This is a genomic window from Bacillus sp. FJAT-27001 (genome assembly GCF_019039175.1).
Taxonomy (GTDB): Bacteria; Bacillota; Bacilli; order Bacillales; family Bacillaceae; genus Bacillus; species Bacillus velezensis.
Window position 1 is genome coordinate 495,544 of sequence record NZ_JAHOAA010000001.1, and the last position, 17,868, is coordinate 513,411.

15 protein-coding genes are annotated in these 17,868 nt (G+C 46.1%); 1 reads left to right on the forward strand and 14 read right to left on the reverse strand.

Annotated features, from left to right (window positions below):
- Positions 1–160: 160 nt before the first annotated feature.
- The 14 genes from BGM27_RS01815 to BGM27_RS01880 all read right to left on the reverse strand — a co-directional run bounded on the left by BGM27_RS01815 (position 161) and on the right by BGM27_RS01880 (position 17,214).
- Positions 161–949 carry a cell division protein FtsQ/DivIB gene (locus BGM27_RS01815; RefSeq protein ID WP_007409710.1) on the reverse strand — a complete coding sequence of 263 codons (789 nt, stop codon included), beginning with the start codon at positions 947–949 and terminating at the stop codon, positions 161–163.
- A 128-nt stretch (positions 950–1,077) separates the two neighbouring features.
- Positions 1,078–1,989, reverse strand: a complete 912-nt coding sequence (gene murB / locus BGM27_RS01820; RefSeq protein ID WP_007409709.1) for a UDP-N-acetylmuramate dehydrogenase — start codon at positions 1,987–1,989, stop codon at positions 1,078–1,080.
- A 25-nt stretch (positions 1,990–2,014) separates the two neighbouring features.
- Positions 2,015–3,106, reverse strand: coding sequence for an undecaprenyldiphospho-muramoylpentapeptide beta-N-acetylglucosaminyltransferase (gene murG, locus BGM27_RS01825; protein ID WP_003154428.1), 1,092 nt, complete (start codon positions 3,104–3,106; stop codon positions 2,015–2,017).
- Positions 3,107–3,222: 116 nt separating this feature from the next.
- Positions 3,223–4,323: a stage V sporulation protein E gene (gene spoVE / locus BGM27_RS01830; RefSeq protein ID WP_003154430.1), complete on the reverse strand. Its 1,101-nt coding sequence runs from the start codon at positions 4,321–4,323 to the stop codon at positions 3,223–3,225.
- A 58-nt stretch (positions 4,324–4,381) separates the two neighbouring features.
- Positions 4,382–5,737: a UDP-N-acetylmuramoyl-L-alanine--D-glutamate ligase gene (gene murD, locus BGM27_RS01835; protein ID WP_007409708.1), complete on the reverse strand. Its 1,356-nt coding sequence runs from the start codon at positions 5,735–5,737 to the stop codon at positions 4,382–4,384.
- Positions 5,738–6,712, reverse strand: a complete 975-nt coding sequence (gene mraY, locus BGM27_RS01840) for a phospho-N-acetylmuramoyl-pentapeptide-transferase (RefSeq protein ID WP_007409707.1) — start codon at positions 6,710–6,712, stop codon at positions 5,738–5,740. It lies immediately after the preceding gene.
- A gap of 107 nt (positions 6,713–6,819) precedes the next feature.
- Positions 6,820–8,292, reverse strand: coding sequence for a UDP-N-acetylmuramoyl-L-alanyl-D-glutamate--2,6-diaminopimelate ligase (locus BGM27_RS01845; protein WP_003154436.1), 1,473 nt, complete (start codon positions 8,290–8,292; stop codon positions 6,820–6,822).
- Positions 8,293–8,487: 195 nt separating this feature from the next.
- Positions 8,488–10,407: a stage V sporulation protein D gene (locus BGM27_RS01850; RefSeq protein WP_007409706.1), complete on the reverse strand. Its 1,920-nt coding sequence runs from the start codon at positions 10,405–10,407 to the stop codon at positions 8,488–8,490.
- Between the two features lie 113 nt (positions 10,408–10,520).
- A complete protein-coding gene (gene pbpB / locus BGM27_RS01855) occupies positions 10,521–12,665 on the reverse strand; it encodes a penicillin-binding protein 2B (RefSeq protein WP_007409705.1) in 2,145 nt (714 codons plus the stop codon).
- A 6-nt stretch (positions 12,666–12,671) separates the two neighbouring features.
- Positions 12,672–13,025: a cell division protein FtsL gene (gene ftsL, locus BGM27_RS01860; RefSeq protein WP_003154442.1), complete on the reverse strand. Its 354-nt coding sequence runs from the start codon at positions 13,023–13,025 to the stop codon at positions 12,672–12,674.
- A gap of 39 nt (positions 13,026–13,064) precedes the next feature.
- Positions 13,065–14,000, reverse strand: a complete 936-nt coding sequence (rsmH, locus tag BGM27_RS01865; RefSeq protein WP_007409704.1) for a 16S rRNA (cytosine(1402)-N(4))-methyltransferase RsmH — start codon at positions 13,998–14,000, stop codon at positions 13,065–13,067.
- 69 nt (positions 14,001–14,069) lie between these two features.
- The gene (gene mraZ, locus BGM27_RS01870) at positions 14,070–14,501 is read right to left on the reverse strand and encodes a division/cell wall cluster transcriptional repressor MraZ (RefSeq protein ID WP_007409703.1); all 432 of its coding nucleotides are present in this window, start codon (positions 14,499–14,501) and stop codon (positions 14,070–14,072) included.
- Between the two features lie 125 nt (positions 14,502–14,626).
- Positions 14,627–16,246, reverse strand: coding sequence for a bacillithiol biosynthesis cysteine-adding enzyme BshC (gene bshC, locus BGM27_RS01875; RefSeq protein ID WP_007409702.1), 1,620 nt, complete (start codon positions 16,244–16,246; stop codon positions 14,627–14,629).
- 86 nt (positions 16,247–16,332) lie between these two features.
- Positions 16,333–17,214, reverse strand: a complete 882-nt coding sequence (locus BGM27_RS01880) for a 2-dehydropantoate 2-reductase (protein WP_038462175.1) — start codon at positions 17,212–17,214, stop codon at positions 16,333–16,335.
- 162 nt (positions 17,215–17,376) lie between these two features.
- Between BGM27_RS01880 and BGM27_RS01885 the strand changes: the two genes are divergently transcribed.
- Positions 17,377–17,859 (forward strand): N-acetyltransferase, encoded by a 483-nt coding sequence (locus tag BGM27_RS01885; RefSeq protein WP_007409700.1) that lies wholly within the window; start codon positions 17,377–17,379, stop codon positions 17,857–17,859.
- Positions 17,860–17,868 lie beyond the last annotated feature (9 nt).

Consider the following 17,868-nt stretch of genomic DNA (forward strand, 5'->3'; position numbering starts at 1 on the left):
AAGACACGCCCATTGCATTGAGAATTTTCCGCTTGTCCGGCAGCCATATACCGGACAAAAACAAACATAGTCATAATGATTCCGCTATCGGTTATATCGGCTGCCCCGCTGATCGCAATAGATTCTTTTGAATCACCTTTAAATTAGTTCTTTAGAACTATTAATCATTTTCTTTTTTCTTGCCGGATTTACCTTTGTTAAATTCTTCAAAATACGTAGCGACTTCTAAGTGGATAATCCCCTTTTTCCCGCCGTCCAGCTGGGAAACGATAGAAGGATAGGTCTTCATCCGGCCGGCAAACGTTTTAATAGAAGCGGTAACTACATACCCGTCGTTCATATACAGCTTGATCCGGTCCTGATCCATTTTTACCGGTGTATAATAGATTTCAGAAATCGACTGCTTAAGCGAACCGGAAAGCTTATCAAGCTGCTCCGCCATTTTGACCCGCTTTTTCGCGTTTGTCCAGTCAACCAAAATCGGGCCCGCGTCATCCGGCGTGACTTCGTTCGGCAGCACAGTGCCGTTTTCGAGCACTTCATAATATACATCATGCCGCTGCAGATACGCGATCGTCTTGTATTCTTCAATGTGAATGCTGACTTTGTTAGGAAATACTTTTGAAAGTTCCGCCTTTTTCACCAGCTTATTCTGCTCAATCTTTTCTTCTGTTTGTTTCTTGTTCAGACTCCAGAACTCGGTTTGTCCGTTATGTATATCAGAAAGCGCGTTGATCTCTTTTACAGACACGTTTTCGTTTCCGGAAACGGTGACAGAAGACACTTTGCTGATCGGCATCTGCAAGTACACGATGATCAGCACCATCATAAAAAAGAGCACAATGAATGAAATCAGCCGGCGGTTTGCTTTTTGCTTCCGCTGCTCTTTGATTTTCGGAATCCGCTCTTCAATATTTACAATTTTTTCTCTTTCATGATTTGGGTTCACTGCCTGTCCACCTCACTAAGAATGAAACAGCTTGACATTCGTCTGATTGAAAAACAAACGGCATGCTGTGATGCCGTTTGACATTTGTTAAAAGTATATCACATGAGCTCACGTAATCAGAGAACCTTTTAACGATTCCCTCCGATGATTTCAACTTCTGTATGCATGTCAACATCATACTGCTCACGGATTGTCTTTTTCACATATTCAATCAGGTCGAGAACGTCCTTGGCAGTCGCTCCGCCGGCATTGACGATAAAATTCCCGTGCATTTCGGACACTTTTGCTCCGCCGATCTGATGTCCTTTTAATCCCGCTTTTTCAACGAGGTTTCCGGCATGATCCGGCAGCGGATTTCTGAATATGCTCCCGGCGCATGGGCTTGAATACGGCTGAGTGTTTTTTCTGTAATCTTTGTTCTGCTGCATTTGCGCCGTAATGGCTTCCCGTTCCTTTTGCTCAAGCTGAAGAACTGCCTCGAGACAGACGCCGGGGCGTTTTTTCTGCAAAACAGACGTTCTGTAGCTGAAATCCATCTCTTCGTTTGTCAGCCATTCGATTGTGCCGTCTTCAAATAAGATACGGGCTTTCACAAGAATCTCACTCATATCAGATCCGTGCGCCCCGGCATTCATATAGACGGCTCCGCCGATTGATCCGGGAATGCCCGCTGCAAATTCGAGACCGGACATTCCTTTTTTACTCATGGAAGTCGCAAGCCGGACGACCGAATAGCCGCCTCCGACCGTCACCTGATCACCGTCAATCTCCAAATGATCCAGACCCGCGCCCAGTTTGATGACAACTCCTCTAATGCCTTCATCAAGCACGAGCAGATTTGAACCGCGGCCGATAACCGTCCATGGCAGATCATGTTTTTTCACAATATCCATAATATCTTTGACCGCTTCCACACGGTTGGGGATGATCAAAATGTCCGCCGGACCGCCGATTTTCATCGTTGTATGGTTCGCGAGCGGTTCTTGTTCCAGCACTTTGCCGACTTCGCGGTCTCTTAATTCCTGAATTACGTTCTCCATCATAAACCTCCGCATTCCATTTGCTCTATTTTTTTATGTCTTCCATGATACTGTACAGTCTGGCTGCCGCATCCGGAACACCGAGTGATTTTGTCCGCTCACTCATGTCTTTTAAGGTTTCTTCATTCATGACGATTTTGTCCAGCGCAGCGATCAGTTTTTCTCCGCTGAGCTCGGTTTCCTTCAGTACGATTGCAGCGTCATGCTGGCTGAGCGCCTTCGCATTGACTTCCTGGTGATTGGCTGTCACATACGGGCTCGGAATAAGCACGCTCGGAATGCCGAGAGCGGTGATTTCCGCAATCGTCGTCGCTCCGGCTCTGGCCACAATGACATCAATTGATTGTAAGTACTCCGGCATTTGGTGCAAAAACGGTTTTGTCACCATATTATCAGCGGCTTTTCCGCCTTTCAGCTCAGCCGTTACCTTCTCGTAATGCACTTCCCCGGTAATATAAAGCACTTGGTAAGGTCTCGTTTTCAATTCTTCCTGCATATCTATAACGGCACGGTTAATGGGAGCCGCGCCTCTGCTTCCGCCGAAAATGAGCACCGTTTTTTGATTGTCTTTCAGCCCGAACTCAGTTAATGAGCGGCCTGTCTTAATTGAGACGACTTCAGAGGCTCTCGGGTTTCCCGTAAACACAACTTTTTCAGCAGGAAAATGCGATTTTGCCTCTTCAAAGCAAATTGCTACCTTATTAACATATTTCGAGAGAAACTTATTTGTGATGCCGGGCAGGCTGTTTTGCTCATGAATGATCGTCGGAATTCCCATTTTTGCCGCCGCGTATACAACCGGACCGCATACATAGCCGCCTGTACCGATAACGGCATCCGGTTTAAACTCTTTTAAATATGATTTGCTTTTCTTCACGCCTTTTAAGAAACGCATGACGGTTTTTACATTTTCAAAAGAAAGTTTTCGTTTGAAACCTGTAATTTCAATGGCGCGGAACGGGATATTTTCCCGTTCAACAATTTTTTTCTCAAGACCGTTCTCTGTTCCGATATACAAAAATTCCACATCCGGATGCCGGCGCTGAACTTCTTTAATAAAGGCCAGGGCCGGATAAATATGTCCTCCGGTTCCGCCTCCGCTTACTGCAATACGCATTCGTATGTCCCCCTTAATCACATAGCGATAACCCTGTTTTTTAGGACAGGGTTATTGATGTTGTCTGTTTTTTTATAGATAACGAATAAATCATGAGTGATGAGGCAAGATACAGATCAATACCTCGAGTACCGGCTGACATTTAAAAGTACGCCGACCGCTGCGAGCATCAGCGTCAGTGATGAGCCTCCGTAGCTTAAAAACGGCAGCGTAATTCCTGTTACCGGGATCAGCCCCGTCACAACGCCGATATTAATCATGACTTGAATAGCTATCATAGAAATAATACCGATGGCGACAAAGCTTCCGTATAAATCCGGCGCGCCGAGGGCAATCCTGACGCCCCGCCATAATAAAATACTGAACAGCAGCAATATGAGCGAACCGCCGATAAAGCCGAGTTCCTCAGATAAAATAGCAAAAATGAAATCGGTTTGCGGCTCCGGCAGGTAAAAAAACTTTTGCCGGCTTTGACCGAGCCCCATCCCGAACAGACCGCCCGGACCTACGGCATAGAGCGACTGAATGATCTGAAATCCGCTTCCAAGCGGATCCTCCCACGGGTTTAAGTAAGAGGTAATCCGTTTAATCCGATATGGAGCGGACAGAACAAGCGCCGCAAATCCGCTTAAACCGATGAGTCCGAGAAACGCGAAATGAGCGATTCGCGCACCGGAAACAAAAATCATCACGATGCACGTGCCCACCATTACCGTCCCCGTTCCCAGGTCGGGCTGGCACATGATAATAATAAATGCAGAAAACACGATTCCGAGCGCGGGAACGAATCCGCGTCTGAATGACGTAATGTTCTTCTGTTTTTCAGAAAGAAATTTAGCCAGAAACGCAATCATCGCGAGTTTCATAAACTCCGAAGGCTGAATGCTGAACGCTCCCACTCCGATCCAGCTTCTTGAACCGTTCCGCACCATTCCGACTCCCGGAATCAGCACAAGCACAAGCAGAAAAAAACAAATGATCAGAAGCAGCTTCGACCATGTGCGCCATGTCCAATAATCCACATTCATAATGAAAAACATGGCAATGACGCCGATCCCCGCAAACAGCAGCTGCCGTTTCGCGAAGAAAAACGAGTCGTCAAATTTATAATCCGCCCATACCGCACTTGCACTGTAGACCATAATTAATCCTATTGTTAAAAGCAATAACGTAATGATAACTAATAACAAATCAGGCGCTGTTTTTTTAGTAGTCAAAGCAATCGACACCCCAAGCATAAGTCATTTAGGGCTGCCGATGAACAGAGACAAGCCCTTACTTAAGCATATGCACGGCATCTATAAACATGTCACCGCGTTCTTCAAATGTTTTGAACTGATCCCAGCTTGCACACGCGGGTGACAAGAGGATGACGTCTCCTTCATTTGAGAGCGCAAACGCCGCAGATACTGCTTGTTCAACATTATCGACACGTTTGACATGTTGTATTCCCAGCTCATTGCCCAGTTTTTCTATCTTCGGCGCTGTCTGTCCGAACGTCAGGACCGCTTTGACATTGTCCATATACGGTTTCAGGTCGTCAAAACCGTTGCCGCGGTCCAGTCCGCCTGCAAGCAGAATAACCGGTGCTTTGAACGCGGAGAGCGCTTTGCTTGTGGCCAAAATATTCGTCGCTTTGCTGTCATTATAAAATCTACGATTCTGGATCGCAGTTACATACTGCAGACGGTGTTTGACACCGGTAAAGCTTGTCAGCACCTTCTGAATCGCTTTATTAGACGCGCCCGCCGTTTTTGCCGCGGCTACAGCGGCCAATATATTTTCTAAATTGTGCGCGCCCGGCAGTACGATGTCATCAACAGGCAGAATCGCTTCATCGCCGAACATCAGCATTCCATCTTTAATGAATGCGCCGCTTGACAGTTCCTGGTGAACTGAAAACGGAACGGTGCCGGCTTTTCCGCTTTCGGCAAGCCGCACGACTGTTTCATCGCTTTGATTGACGATGGCCGTATCACTCTCAAGCTGATGAAGATACACGTTCTGCTTGGCTTTTTCATAGTTTTCACGGCTGTGATGGTAATCCAAATGAGCGTCGAACACATTTAAAATCAGGCCGATTTCAGGTCTGAACGCATGAGTCCCCATAAGCTGGAACGAAGAAAGCTCTGTGACGATCCATTCATCACCGTCAGCATGATAAGCCACTTCACTGGCGACAGTGCCGATATTCCCTGCGACCAGCGCCTTTATCGAGTCAGCTTTCAGCATTTCATAAATCAGGGTCGTCGTTGTTGTTTTCCCGTTTGAACCTGTAATGCCGATGAATTTTGCATTGGTGATATAATACGCAAGCTCGATTTCCGTCCAGACCGGGATGCCTCTTCTTTGCGCTTCCTCCACCATGATATTTTCATACGGGATTCCGGGATTTTTGATCAGAATGGTAATGTGATGCTGATCAAAAAGTGACGTCGGATGCTCACCGCAGATGACTTCAATTCCTCTTTCTGCAAGCCTTTGGGCAGGTTCGTTCTCTTCAAAGGCTTTTTGATCATTCACGACGACGTTAATGCCTTTTTCATGAAGAATCGACGCAGCCGCATATCCGCTTTTCGCCAGTCCGAGGACTAGAAAGTTTTGTTTTTGCAAAAAAAGTTCGTTTTCCACTTATAACCACACCTCGATGTAAATTCCTAAAACGGCAAGCAGCAGTCCCGCAGTCCAGAATGTGACGACAACTCTCCATTCAGACCATCCGACCAATTCGTAATGGTGGTGAAGCGGACTCATCTTAAAGATTCGTTTTCCTGTCGTTTTAAAGCTGATGACTTGTAAGATAACAGATAAGGTCTCAATAACAAATACTCCGCCGATAATGACGAGCAGAATTTCAAGCTTCGTCAGAATGGCAACGGTCACGATCGCTCCTCCGAGCGCAAGCGAACCGGTATCCCCCATAAATACCTTGGCGGGATGGGCGTTGAATACAAGAAAACCGAGAACGGCGCCGACAACGGCAACCGAGAAAATCGCAACGTCATATTGTGACTGGTTCCACGCAAGGATGGCGAAAGCGCCGAATGCGATAGCCGCGGTACCGGACAAGAGACCGTCCAGACCGTCTGTCAGGTTGACGGCATTTGAACCTCCGACAAGCATAAAGAGAACGAGGATAAAGTATCCCCAGCCGAGATCGATTGACAGATGTGTGCCCGGCACCCTGATGCCGGTTGAAAAATGGCAATAATGATATACTCCGTAAAATACAATGGCAATAATGATCTGGCCGATCAATTTCTGCTTCGACGTCAATCCGAGATTCCGTTTCATTACTACTTTAATATAGTCATCCAGAAAGCCGAGCAGGCCGTATCCGATCGTGACAAACAGCAGAAGAAACATTTCCGCGCTCAGATGCGAAAATTTCTGCGTCATGACAATCGCCGTAATGGCGATGGATACAATAATCATGACCCCGCCCATCGTCGGCGTCCCTGATTTTTTCATATGTGATTTCGGCCCCTCTTCCCTGATACTTTGGCCGAATTTTAAACGTCTTAAAAACGGGATAAGAATCGGAGATATCAGAACACTGATTAAAAATCCCATTATTATTGTAAATAAAATCACTTGCTCAAGCATTGCTCTTTTCTCCTCCCGTTTCGTTCAAACGACATACGTATTTATCATATTCACATTGTGTCCCCGTAATTCTTTTCATTTCCCTCATTCTAACACTCTTTCCTGTTTTACTTTTTATTCAGCTCAACAATAGCTCTTCCCGCTACTTCGGCGTCATCAAAGTCGAATGTTTCATTGCCGATCTGCTGATAGGTTTCATGCCCTTTCCCGGCAATCAGAACCACATCTCCCTTTTTCGCGTTGGCAATGGCAAAAAAGATAGCCTGCTCGCGGTTTGCGATACTGTGATAGTAAGTGCCTTCTACCCCTCTTTCCATATCTCTTAATATGGCCAGCGGGTCCTCGCTTCTCGGGTTATCTGAAGTGAAAATCGGTTCGTCGGCAATCCGCACCGCAATTTCCGCCATTTTCGGGCGTTTCGTTTTGTCCCGGTCTCCGCCGCAGCCGACGACGACGAAAAGCTTGCCCTCTGTCATGTCTTTGCATGTATTCAGGACGTTTTCCAGACTGTCAGGCGTGTGCGCGTAATCGACAACCACAGGAAACGGCTGATTGTGATTCACCAGTTCAAACCGGCCTCTGACACCTTGCAGCTCTTCAAGAGCGCTTGTGATCGTATCAAACGGCAGACCCGCTGCGATCGCTGTCGCCGCTGCAGCCAGTACGTTATACACGTTGAAGCGGCCGACGAGTGAAACTGTGATCTGCTTTGTTCCTTTTGGCGTAACGAGTTCAAAGCTTGTGCCTTGCGCAGAGATCTCGATTTGTTTCGCCATGACATCGGCATCATTCTCGATTCCGTATGTAAGGATGTGCGCCGCCGTCACTTTTTCAAAATAAGCACTGGCTTTGTCATCTGCGTTTAAAACGGCCCGCTTCGGCTTTTCGTGGTTAAAGGAGCCGCCCAGCTGGGAAAACAGGAGGCTTTTAGCCTGTCTGTAGTCTTCCATCGTCTTGTGATAATCTAAATGGTCCTGCGTCAGGTTCGTGAATACGGCGATATCATAATCGCAGCCGTGAACCCTGCCGAGTGACAGAGCGTGAGAAGACACTTCCATAATAGCTGTGTCAACATGCTCATCATTCATTTTCTTGAACGTTTTTTGCAGTGTGACGCTTTCGGGCGTTGTATTTTTGACCGGGAATGTCTCATCCCCGATTTTAATGTACATCGTTCCGATTAAACCGGTCTGTCTTCCCGCTTTTTTGAAAATCTCATCAACCATGTGCGTCGTTGATGTTTTGCCGTTTGTGCCGGTGATGCCGATAAGCTGAAGCTGCTTTGTCGGCTGCCCGTAAAACGCGTCAGAAAGAACGCTGAGCGCCCGCTGTGACCGGCGGACGATAATGACAGGAACATCGACGTCAAGCTCTTTCTCGGCAACGATGGCCGCTGCGCCGTTTTCTGCGGCTTTTTGGGCAAAATCATGTCCGTCTACCGTATACCCTTTTATACACACAAAAAGACTCCCTTTTCTCACTTCCCTGGAGTCCATCTCAATTGAAGTTATGTCAGGGTCATGAAAGTCATTTTGAACAGGTTCGGCCATTAAATATGTAAGCAGCTTTGTAAGTTTCATTGTATCAAACCTCTCAGAAATTCTATTCATTCTTTTATCATGATAACCGTTTATAAAAGTCAGAATGGCTTTTAAACATACAGTTCATATTTTAGCGTAAATAAAAGGATACATCCAGTTAATCTTAAAAGTTATCTTCTTTTTTTCTCTTTATGATAAGAGGCAGCCGAAAACAATCGGCTGCCTCAAAAAGACTCATTCTTCACTCAAGTAAACACGGATCTTTGAGCCTTCTTTTACTTTCGTTCCGGCTGCAGGTGATTGTTTCACAATTTTGCTTCCTTTTCCTGAGGAGTCAATATTCAAATTGACAAGCAGCGACTCAAGATCAGAGACAGACATCCCTACAACATTCGGAACCTCTATTGTTTTTGTGTCGTTCCATTGATATTTTTTCTCGATTTGATTTTTTCGCGGTTTCACGCCGAGCTCAGGCAGACTGTCTCTCATCATATTTCCGACAATCGGCGCGGCGACGGTTCCCCCGAATTGAATCGTGCCTTTCGGATTATCAACCGCGACATACACGACAAGGCTCGGGTCATCAGCCGGCGCAAAACCGATAAAGGAGACGATATGGTTGTTTTCGAGATATTTGCCGTCTTTGACCTTTTGTGCGGTACCTGTTTTTCCGCCGACGCGATATCCTTCCACAAAGGCATTCCGCCCCGTTCCCTGAGCGACGACGCTTTCTAAAGCATATCTGATCTGCTTTGACGTTTCCTGGGAAATAACTTGCCTTTTCGCAATCGGCGATTGTTTCTTAACGGTTTTTTTCGTAACGGGATCAACCCACTCTTTGGCGATAAATGGAGTATAAAGCGTTCCGCCGTTTATTGCTGCGGAAACGGCTGCCACCTGCTGAATCGGCGTGACGGAAACCCCTTGTCCGAAAGCGGTTGTCGCCTGTTCGACCGGGCCGACTCTGTCAAGCGGGAATAAGATCCCCGTTCCTTCCCCTTGCAGATCAATGCCTGTTTTCTTTCCAAAGCCGAAGTCCTTAATATATTGAAACAGCTTTTGTTTTCCGAGCCGTTCCCCCAGCTGTACAAACCCGGGGTTGCAGGAATTTTGAACGACTTCAAGATAAGATTGCGAACCGTGGCCGCCCTTTTTCCAGCATCGGAGGCGGGCGCCGTCGACCTCGGCAAATCCTTTGTCATAAAAGTGGTCTCTTTGCAAGTTTACTTTTTGCTCTTGAAGAGCCGCCGCAAGCGTAATAATCTTAAAGGTCGAACCCGGTTCATATGTGCTCCATACCGGCAGGTTCCGGTTGTAAACAGACGGATCCACCGATTGATAGTCAGCCGGATCAAAATCAGGACGGCTTGACATGCCGAGCACTTCCCCGTTTTTCGGATTCATTGCGACCGCAATCATTCCGTCCGGGTTATATTTCGCCGCTGCATTGTCGAGCTCTCTTTCTATAATCGTCTGAACCTTGGCGTCAATCGTCAGTTTCATATCAAGTCCGTCTTTCGGAGGGGTGTAATCATCCGCTTCATCAGGCATTTTCTTCCCCTTGGCATCCGTATAAAATTTTACGGATCCCTTGACACCTTTTAAGTCATCATCATAATAAGCCTCCAAACCGAGAAGGCCCTGGTTATCAATACCGGCAAAACCGAGAACATGGGACAAAAAGCTTCCGTACGGATAATGGCGGATGCTGTCTTCAGCCACATAAACCCCTTTTAAGTCGAGCGCTTTGATTTCTTTCGCTTTTTTATTGGAAATTTTCCGCCCCTCGGGTGAGATTTTTTCTATGGAGGTTTTCTTAGTAATGTGTTTGTAGACCTTCTCTTCCGACATATTTAAAACTGACGCGAGAAGCTTGCCCGTTTTGATGGGATTTTGGATCTGGCGCGGTACGACAAAGACGGTCGGCGCGCTTTTATTAGTAGCCAGCTTCACGCCGTTTCGGTCAAGAATCTCTCCCCGCTCAGGCTCAAACGGCAAATTCCGGCTCCAGGAATCCTTAGCCAGTGAAGTCAGCTTTTCTCCCATCACAAATTGGACATAGCCTAATCTGCTGTCAATGATCAAAAAAATGATTACGCCAATAAGCAAAACCAGTAATAAACGTTTTCGAACCGTTACATTTGAAACGCGCAAGGGACCGTCCACTCCTTATTTAGGCTTGTTTCAATTTATGCCTCAGCTTGGACACATAGAACGGCGGCGCATAAAAAAGAAGCCCGCGGGCATCCGCGGACTTCTCTGTCCCGTTAATCAGGATTTTTAAATTTCACCTTGATCACGGTATTTTCTTTCAGTTCTTTGCCTTTTTTCACACTTTGGCTTGAAGCGTAACCTTCACCGCTCACATCGATGTGAATGCCTGATACTTTGCTGAATTGAAGCACTTCCCGTCTCGACCATCCGGACATATCCGGCATCGTCATCTTTCCGTCTGTTTTTAAGAAGATTTTCTGATTGGTGATCACATCTTCTCCGGCTGTCGGATACTGCTCTTTTACGGCAACATCGCTGCCGATGACAATCGGTGTGAGATGTTCATTTTTCGCTTCCTTCTCAGCGCTCTTGACCGTCTTATCTGTCAGGTCAGGCATCTTTTGGCTTTTCGTTTCTTCCTGACCGGAATCTGTTTTTTCCGTCGGTTCGATATTCATGTAGTGGAGGCTGTTTTTCATCGTCGGGTTAAAGATTTCCGCGACAGGATCAGAGCTGCTTTGCCCCGCTTTTAATTGCGGCTGCTGCACGGCTACATAGATGACGAGCTTAGGATCATTTTTCGGCGCCATGCCCATGAATGAAAACACATAGTTGCTCGTTCCCTTTAAATATCCGCCCGTCCCGGCGATTTGCGCGGTTCCCGTTTTACCCGCGACGTCAAATCCTTCAATTTTATAAGGTTTTCCCGTTCCGATGTCTGACGTCACGACTTCTCCGAGCAGATTCCGGACTTTTTTCGCCGTATCGGCTGAAATCGGCGTGCCTACTTGCTCTGGTTTTGTCTGCTTGACGACTTTTTTCGTATCGGGGTCGACAATATGATCAATGACGTAAGGTTTCATCATTTTGCCGTTATTGGCAATCGCCGTGACGGCCTGAAGCTGCTGGATCGGCGTTATCGCCGATGCTTGGCCGTAAGCCGTAGACGCTTTGTCAAAATCATATTTGTAGTTAATTTTACTTGATACTTCACCGGGCAGATCAACCCCTGTTTTTTGATAGAGCCCGAATTTGTGCAGGTACTCATTAAACCGGTCAAACCCCAGTTTTTCGTTGGCCAGTTTGGCAAAAGCAACATTGGATGACCTCATAAGGCCGTCATGGAAGCTTGTCATGCCCCAGCCGGCGCCATCGTTCCAATCTTTAACAGGTCCGCCTCCCACTTTATATGTTCCTGATTTATATTTCTCGTTTGCGGAAAACACATTTTCCTGAATCGCCGCAGCAAGCGTAAAGATCTTCATCGTCGATCCCGGTTCATACGCGTACGACACTAAGTCGTTGTAATAATTGGTGACGTTTCTGATATTCGGGTCGAAACTCGGACGCTGCCCCATCGCAAGCACTTTGCCTGTTTTCGGTTCTACGACAGCCGCCATAATTTTTTTCGGTTTATATTTTTCCGCTACTTTCGTCATGCTGTCTTCTAAAAAGGTTTGAATTTTCTGATCAATGGTTAAATATACATTGTCACCGTTTTTAGGTGCGGTGATTTTTTCTTTGCTGTTCGGAAGTTTCCAGCCGGATTTATCACTTTCGTAAGTGACGGATCCGTCGCGTTCCGTCAGATAGTTGTTCAGTATTTTTTCAAGCCCTAAAGAGCCTTGTATCTCGTTTGTTTTTTCATTCACATCGGCATAGCCGAGAACATTTGACAAAAATACACCGTTCGGATAGTAGCGCTTCGTATCTCTTAAGAAAGAAATACCCGGAAGATTCATTTTTTCGATCTTTTGTTTTTTCGCATAAGAGATATCGCGGCCGGCTGAACCGAATTCCACCTGCTTCGCGCCATCCCTGTTTAAGATGTCCAGAATCTCGCTTTTATCAAGATTGATAACGGTCGCCAGTTTTTCCGCCGTTTTCTCTTTGTCTTTGACATGCTGAGGATGCTTCTTGTCGGTCGTCATCTTTTTATCAAGCACGGCAATGAGCTTATATGTCGCCGTGTCCTCTGCAAGCACTTTACCGTTCCGGTCAAGAATAGAGCCGCGGCTCGCTTCTATCGTCCGCTTTTTTTCGTGCTGCTCGGTCGCTTTTGTTGCAAGTTCTACACCGTTTGCTTTACCGGTTAATTGAATGTACGCCATTCTCCCGAGAATGACAAAGAAAAAGAGAGCGAAACAAATACTGAGTATCGCTGCTCCTCTGTTCATAAACTTATTTTTTTTCGGCATGGGTTATCATTCCTGTATGTTTTTCACTTTTTTATCTTTCAGATTCAAACCGTGCTTTTTGGCGATATCCATCAGGCGCTGCGGCTGGCTTAAGTCAGCAGCCGTCTTTTCGAGATCACCGATCTGCTTATTCTTCTCAGATACTTTCTCCTCCAGTTTTTGCACCTCAATATTGGATTGGTACGCCGCGTATGCCTTTGATACGATAAACATTGATGTGGAGAGAACGGCAATGGCAAACAGGACGAGCAGCACCTTTTCCCCGAGTGTAATGGAAGCCCTCTTTTTGACAATCACCTTTTTTTCGGGACTTATCACTGGCCGTTGTTGTTTTTCCTGCTGGTAAGCTAAGTTGCTCATAGGCTGATGACCTCCTTTAATGTTGTCATTTGCTGCCCGTTATTTTCGTTTCTCCGCAATGCGGAGCTTCGCTGACCGGGCGCGGTTATTTTCTTCAAGCTCCTCTTTTGATGCCGTAATGGGCTTTCTTGTAATCAGCTTTAATTCCGGTTCAAATTCTTCCGGTATCACAGGAAGACCCGGAGGCAGTTCGGGAAGTGATGATTTTTCCTTGAATGTCGTCTTGCACATTCTGTCTTCCAGCGAGTGAAAAGTGATCACAGACACCCTTCCGCCCGGCTTCAGCACCTCTATCGCTTGCAAGAGGGCCTCTTCAAATACTTGAAGCTCGTCGTTTACGGCGATTCGTATGGCTTGGAATACACGTTTGGCCGGATGACCTCCGCTTCTTCTTGCCGGAGCCGGTATCGCGTCCTTTATTAGATCGACCAGTTGGCCGGTTGTTTGAATAGGCGATTTTTCTCTTGCCTCTTCAATTTTTCGGGCGATCTGCTTGCTGAATTTTTCTTCTCCGTATTTAAAGAAAATCCTCACAAGGTCCTCATACCGCCATTCATTTACGACTTCTTTCGCCGTAAGGGCGGCCGACTGGTCCATCCTCATGTCCAGCGGTGCGTCATGATGATAGCTGAATCCCCGTTCCGGTGTATCAAGCTGCGGAGAGGATACTCCTAAATCAAATAGAATTCCGTCGACACTCGTAATGCCGTGTTCATGTAAACACTCTTTTAAATAACGAAAGTTGCTTTTCACCAGAATAAGCTGTCCTTTGTATTCGGACAATGTTTTCTTTGCGTTTTCAAGTGCCGTGTCATCTTGATCAAAGGCGATCAAGCGTCCTTTTTCCGATAATTGCTGCAATAAATATGTACTGTGCCCGGCGCCGCCAAGGGTGCAGTCCACATAGGTTCCGTCCGGTTTGATATTTAAACCGTCGACGGTTTCACGAAGAAGTACTGTCTTATGCTGAAACATTTGTGTCGGTCCCACCTTTATCAGGAATGAATTGAATTGTCAGTTGTTGTTGTGATGCACGAAGATCCATTATATATCAAATCCAATCATGTTTTCAGCAATTTCAGCGAATGAATCTTCTTGCTCTTCTGTGTATTGTTCCCATATTACCTTACTCCACAATTCAATTCGATTGGAAACCCCGATGACAACACATTCTTTTTCCAGTTTTGCGTAATTCAGAAGAGATGACGCAATATTAACCCTTCCCTGCTTGTCCAGTTCGCATTCGGTCGCACCGGAAAAAAAGAATCGGGTAAATGCGCGGGCGTCTTTTTTGGTGAGCGGCAGAGCCTTCAGCTTTTCTTCAATCAGCTTCCATTCATTCATCGGATAGCCGAAAAGGCATTGGTCCAGTCCTCTGGTCAGCACAAACTGCTCACCGAGGCCTTCTCTGAATTTTGCGGGTACGATCATGCGGCCCTTTGCATCAACAGTATGCCGGTATTCACCCATAAACATGATAAGGACCCCCACTTTCTCCCCTAAACTCACCACTATCCGCCACTTCTCTCCACAACCTCATTTTACACTGTTTACACATAAAAAAAAACCCTGAACTATTCAGGGTTCTTTAAAACTTTATTTCAAAGTTTGACAATCTGATGTTGGTTTTGAAAAGAAAATGGCAGATGTTTGAAGGTTGTGAAGAATTTTGGACCGTAGCGGTTCAGATAATACATCACATTCCAAATCCGTTCCTGCGGAGCGCCGAGCGGTCTGATGCTGTTTTGGATTCTTTCATAGTCACGCAGCACAAAGCCTTCTTTTTCTTCAATTCTTTTCGTTACCGTCCGTTCTAAAAACAAGAGCTGATCTTGAATGAAGGCGGCATTCTTCTGTAAGAGCGGCTCAAGGCTAGAATCGACCTTCAGCGCTTCGTCCCTTGCGCGTTTATGGACGGCTTCAATCTGCGACTTCGCCTGTTCCATTACAGAAGAAAACTCTTCCGGAATCTGCTCTTCAAAATAAGTGTCTTTCAGGTGTCCGGTGCCGTGTTCGATCGCTTCCTGAAGCGGGATATTCCGTTCTGAAAGCTTCTTTTCAATATGGCGCTCAAGAATCGTAATGTTCAGTCTCGGCACTACCGGAGTCATGCGAAAGCCCATTAATGAGAAAGCCCGCTTCAGCTCACCCCAATAATTGATCTCCCCCGGTCCCGCGATAAACGCCAGAGTCGGGATGAGAAACTCCTGCATAAGCGGCCTTGTCACAACGTTATTGCTGAAACATTCCGGTTTTTCTTCCATATGGGTATGAAGCTCGTCGTTCGTCCACTTCAGGTCAAGCTCCTTAATGACAAAAACGCCGTTTTCTTTTTCAATTAAGAAACGCTCTCCCTCATGTTCGTAAAACAGATTGGCCTGATCTTTGTCCGATTCAATAATCGGGTGATAACCGGCTTCCCGCATAAAACGCTGCTGGTCTGACACGGCTTTGGCAAGCTCATGATTGTGTTTTAAAATCTGCTGAAACATACCCGTTTCCAGCTTTTTAATCCCCGGATCTCCCGAATTCATCAGAATAAGGCCTTCTTCTTGAAACAAGTCGGCGATCAACAGCTCAAAAAAGTCCGTGAATGTCTCTGATGAGCGTAAACATCGCTTCACGTTTTGAAGGAGTGTGTTTGTGTGATCCGTCTCCTCAAAAGCAGCGAACACTTCATCAATCCAAGCCGCGCATTTTTCCTGATCAAGCTCGGTTTTAGCCGCCGATGTTTTTTTCCAGTACGACTGCGGCAGTTTCTGTTTCACCGGACCTTTATTCTCTGTTGACGTATGCACAAAATTGATTTCTTCCAGATCGTGATCTTCACCCGCCACCCAGAAAATCGGAACGACAGGAATCTGCAACGCCTCTTCCTGCTGTCTGGCAAGTACGATAATGGAGATAATTTTATGTATGGTGTAAAGAGGCCCCGTTAAAAGACCGGCCTGCTGGCCGCCTACTACCGCTGCGCTTTTTGGATCTCTCAGTTTTTCGATGGAGGCCTGCATGGCGGCGGAGTAAAATTTTTCGTGATAGGAGGATAAATAATCCGCTAATTCCTCTCTGGCAAACGGCCGCGAAGACAGGTCATGAAGCCGCTTTTGCCATACGTCCTCTGAATGAATATCATAATCAAAAAATGAAGACATGTTTTCTCCATCTATATAGTGCTGCACAAACTTATTTTGACTTTTGATGGAAAGTTCAGTTAGCTGCATCTGTCTGGAACTTCCTTTCTCCAATAAATAGTTAGGTTTCCGAAATGAGTATAGCATGTTACCGGAAAACCTCAAAAGACTTTGTTTCAGTTTCTTTCTAACGCTTTTATGCTGCGGTGTAAAAACGGGAGATGAACGGCCGGCAATCCGCGGCTTTCCGCTTCTTTTACAAGGTAGCCGATAATCGCATCGGCCTCTGTCCGCCTGCCTGCCATGATATCGACGAGCATGGAAGAATGATTTTTTTCCGTCAGTCTGCAAACTTCGCAAACCTTGTTCCACGCTTTTTCTCTATCGGCGAGGCCAAGTATTGTCTCCGCTTCTTCAAACACGTTTCTCATATACTTTTTGTAAGCGTCATTTCTTAACAGCTCTCCGTTTTTCACGCGCAGCAATGCAGTTAACGGGTTGATGCATACATTTATGATCAGTTTTCCCGTTAACAGCCGATACCAGTCGTTTTCATCATATACGGGAAAATCCCGGTGCATGCCGGAAAAGATGCTTTTGAGCGTTTCCGGCCGGGATGCGCTGAATACACTCCATCTTACGGCTCCGGCTCCCGTATGTTCAACGGCATGATCTGATATCTTTTTTGCTCCGTGCTCAACAGTGCCGACATAAAGCGAATGATCCGTATGCCAATCTTTAATGTCGTGTATGTGTCCCATGCCGTTTTGCAAAAACAGCACATTCGTCCCTTTTATCGTCTCAAGATCCCGCAACACAGCACTTAGCTGGTGCTGTTTAACGGCTGCGATTAAGAGGTCGAATCCGGAAGTGATGCCTGTTTGCGCTCTGCATGCCGCCGTACATTCTATTCCGTCTTTCAAAAGCCGTATACCGCCTGAGTTAATCGCATCAGCCTGCTCCGTCCGCCGCGTAATGACCGTTACCTGATGGCGGGACGATAAGTAGTAAGCACATAAAAGGCCTACCGCTCCGCCGCCGATAATTCCGATTTTCACACTGTCACACCCTATATCTGCATTTTTCCATATTATCATAGCAGAAGCCGCCGCAAATTACTTCAATTTCGTTTTGAGCAAAAAGACTGGCAAGCATATTATAGTTGGAATTTTCAATTAAAGCGTTTACAATAATGGTAGAACACAACAAAGGGGGAGTTTGTGTTGAAAATAGAGCGACTGCTCATCAACTTTAAGACACTCGAAGAATTTAAAAGGTTTAAGGAATACGGGATGCAGGAGCTGTCGATGCTTGAAGATCTTCAGGATAATATCATTGAAAATGACAGCACCTCGCCTTTTTACGGGATTTACTTCGGGGATAAACTAGTGGCGAGAATGAGTTTATATCAGGTAAACGGAGGCGCGAATCCGTATTTTGATCACCGTCAGGACTTTTTGGAACTTTGGAAGCTTGAGGTTCTTCCGGGCTATCAAAACAACGGATACGGAAAAGCGCTTGTTGATTTTGCAAAATCCTTCAGAATGCCGATCAGGACAAATTCACGCATGAAATCAGCAGATTTCTGGGATAAGATGAATTTTGAGCCCGTTAAATATGATATGGCGCGTGATAAAGGAGAAAATCCTTATATTTGGCATCCCGATATGGACGGTGAAATGACATCCGGAGAAACGGCATAATAAAAAACC